At 75.3% G+C, this 3064-nt stretch carries 2 protein-coding genes and 1 pseudogene; all 3 read right to left on the bottom strand.

Annotation, left to right across the window (positions count from 1 at the left end; all coding sequences use genetic code 11):
• Nucleotides 1-313: pseudogene (locus BU198_RS01775) on the bottom strand (non-ribosomal peptide synthetase); the annotation flags it as partial.
• A gap of 209 nt (nucleotides 314-522) precedes the next feature.
• Nucleotides 523-1842, bottom strand: coding sequence for an MFS transporter (locus BU198_RS01770; RefSeq protein ID WP_188295025.1), 1320 nt, complete (start codon nucleotides 1840-1842; stop codon nucleotides 523-525).
• A 456-nt stretch (nucleotides 1843-2298) separates the two neighbouring features.
• A partial coding sequence (locus tag BU198_RS01765; RefSeq protein WP_188295024.1) for a PP2C family protein-serine/threonine phosphatase occupies nucleotides 2299-3064 on the bottom strand: 766 nt, incomplete at its 5' end.

Raw genomic sequence — 3064 nt, 5'->3', positions numbered from 1 at the left:
CGATCCTGGCGGCCTCGGCCGAGGGGCCGCCGGTGCGCAGCACGGGTGTGCCGCGTACGGTCCCGAAGCCGCCGCAGAGTGCCGGGTGGCGGGCGGCCACCGCGGCGGCGGCGCGGGCCAGCCGGTCGAGGTCGAGGGTGCCGAGCGGGTAGGCGAAGAACAGCGGGACGACGTCGGTGCGGCTCTGCTGCGCGAGCCTGCGGGTGATCAGGAACCGTCGCTGGGCTCCGGTCAGCGGGAGCAGTTCCACCGGGGATTCGGCGGCGGCGGAGCGGTACCGGGCGAGGTAGGCGGCGGTGATGCTGGCGTGCACGGGAACGGTCTCCGGTTTCCGGTCGCGGCTCGGGTCGGGGATCGGTCGGGGGACTCGGCCAGGGCTGTGCTCAGGTCCAGGGGTTCGTTCGGGGTTCGGGCAGGCGGTTCGGGCAGGCGGTGCGGGCAGGCGATGCGCGGAGGCGGTTCGGGGTTCACGGAAGGCGGTTCGGACGGTTACGCGTGCGGCCGAGGGCAGGTGGCCGCCGGTCAGGGCGTCGTGGGGCTCACGGCGTCCTCCTCGTCGCCGGCCTCCGGGCCCGCGGCGGGCCCGGCCGTGCGGTCGGCGCCCGGCAGTTCCCGCATCCGCCGCAGCGGTGACAGCAGCAGCGGCAACGGCACCAGCAGGAAGCCGATCGCGCAGAGCCAGAGCGCGGTGCGCGGCCCGGACGCGTCGGCGACCACGCCGCCGACCAGGGCGCCGATCGGCAGGGTCCCCCACACCAGGAAGCGCATGGTGGCGTTCATCCGGCCGAGCAGCTCCGGCGGGCAGAGGCTCTGCCGGAAGCTCACCTGGGCGACGTTGTAGGCGACCGCGCCGAACAGCACCACCCCGGAGGCCAGGCCGAACAGCACCACGCCCGCGCCGCTGCCGGACAGCGGCCACAGCAGCGCGAACGGCGCCGTCACCACCGTGGACAGCCAGATCAGCCGGGCCTGTCCGATCCACCGGGCGAGCTGCCCGGCGCACAGCGCGCCCGCCAGCCCGCCGACGGCGGAGACCGACAGCAGCACGCCGATGGCGCCCGGCGACAGGTCGAGCACCCGCACCCAGAAGACCGTCTGCACGGCGGTCAGCACGGCCGAGAACAGATTGGACGTGGCGGTGGCGGTCGCGATCGCCCGCAGCAGCGGGTGACCGAGCACGAACCGCACGCCCTCGCCGACCTCGGCGCGCAGCGAGCGCCCCGGCGCGGGTTCCGGACGTGGCTCCTCGACCTTGATCCGGACGAGCAGCAGCGCGGAGACGAGGTACCCGCAGGCGTCGGCCACGATGGCGAGCGGCGCCCCGAGCAGCTGGACCAGCCCGCCGCCGAGGCCGGGCCCGGCGATCTGCGCCGAGGAGCGGACCGTCTCCAGCGCCCCGTTCCCGCCGACCAGCTGCTCGCGCGGCAGGACGGCGGGCAGGAAGGACTGGTGGGCGACGTCGAAGAACACCGTCGCCACCCCGGTGACCAGCGCCACCACGTAGAGCTGCGGCATGCCGAGCACCCCGAGCGCGGCGGCCGGCGGGATCGACCCGACGGCCAGGCAGCGCACCAGGTCGGCCCGGACCAGCACCGGCAGCTTGCGCATCCGGTCCAGCCAGGCGCCCGCCGGGAGGCCGACGAGCAGGAAGGCGGCGGTTTCCGCGGCGGTCAGCAGACCGACCTGGAACGGTGTGGCGTCGAGCACCAGCACCGCCACCAACGGCAGAGCGACGAGGGTGACCTGACTGCCCGTCTGGGCCGCGGCTGCTCCGGTCAGCAGGAGCCGGAAGTCGCGGTGGTCGAGCAGACGGGCCTGGCGGGGGCTGGGCTTCTCGTTCATCGATGCGACTCTCGGTCACCCCTTCGACACGGGGCAAGCACCGGGTCCGTTTCCGGACGGCCCGGAGGTCGGCCGAATCCCGCCACCACCCCGGCGCTCCTTGCGCGCCCCTGACGGTCACACCCGCCGCAGCCGCACCACCGTCCTCGCCTGTCGACCGAGGCGGCACGGGTCGACGGGCGACCCGACCGCCTCCGGCTCCATCGATCCATTTCGCCGTCCGGTATACGGACGCGGCTTTTCCAGCCACCGGACGGAGAGCCTCAACTTGGCCGGATCCCATGAAGCGAAGCCCGACCGACACCTCATCGTGATATCCGCGTGATCGAAGCGGGACGTAGAACGGGGTCCCGGGCGGCCACGGCCGCCGGTCCGGGGCCGCACCGGAGCGAAACCGGAGCCGAACCGGAGCCGACCGGGGCCGACCGGTCACGCCCCGGCCACCCGTCCGCCCCCTCAGCCGACCGGTCGGTCGTCCCGCTCCGCCCGGCGGGTGATCGCGAGCACCGCCATGTCGTCGTCCCTGGGCCCGCCCGTCCACCGCTCGACGTCCGCCACCAGCGCGTCCAGCACCTCCGCCGGCCCGCCGAACGGCCCCAGCGGAGCCAGCCCGAGCACCGGATCGTAGAACTCCCCCGCCGCGTCCCTGGCCTCGGTCACCCCGTCGGTCACCAGCAGCAGCGTGCACCCGGCCGGGAACGGCCTGCTCTCCGGCGCCGGACGCCCGACGCCCAGCCCGCCCATCCCCAGCGGCAGCCCGGGATCCGCCGCGTCCAGCCGCCGCACCCCGGGGCCGGCCCTGCCCCGCACCGCCTCGCCCCGTACCGCCTCGTCCCTCGCGTTCGGGCCCAGCAGGTACGGTCCCGGGTGCCCGCAGTCGAGCGTGCGCACGCTCTCCTCCCCGGGCGGGAACTCCACCAGCAGCGCGGTGATGAACCCCTCCAGCCGCAGCTCCTCGCTCATCCGCTCGCTCTCCCGCAGCAACGAGTCCTCCAGCGCGTCCGCGAGCGCGGCCAGCTCCGGCACCCGGTGGGAGGCCTCCCGGAACGCGCCCAGCAGCACCGACACCGCGCCCACCGCGTGCAGCCCCTTGCCCCGCACGTCCGCGATCAGCCCGCGCACGCCGTACGGGGTGACCTGCAGCGCGTACGCGTCACCCCCGATGAGCGCCTCGTCCTGGGCGGCCCGGTAGCAGGCCGCGACCGCCAGCCGCCCCACCCGC

It is taken from the genome of Streptomyces sp. CBMA156 (assembly GCF_014596515.1).
Taxonomy (GTDB): domain Bacteria; phylum Actinomycetota; class Actinomycetes; order Streptomycetales; family Streptomycetaceae; genus Kitasatospora.
The sequence above is the reverse complement of the archived record's forward strand: the minus strand, read 5'-3'. Positions and strand labels throughout refer to the sequence as shown.

Excerpts from the sequence above, each read along its gene's own strand:
- BU198_RS01770 (WP_188295025.1), bottom strand. The coding sequence starts at position 1,842 with ATGAACGAGAAGCCCAGCCCCCGCCAGGCCCGTCTGCTCGACCACCGC.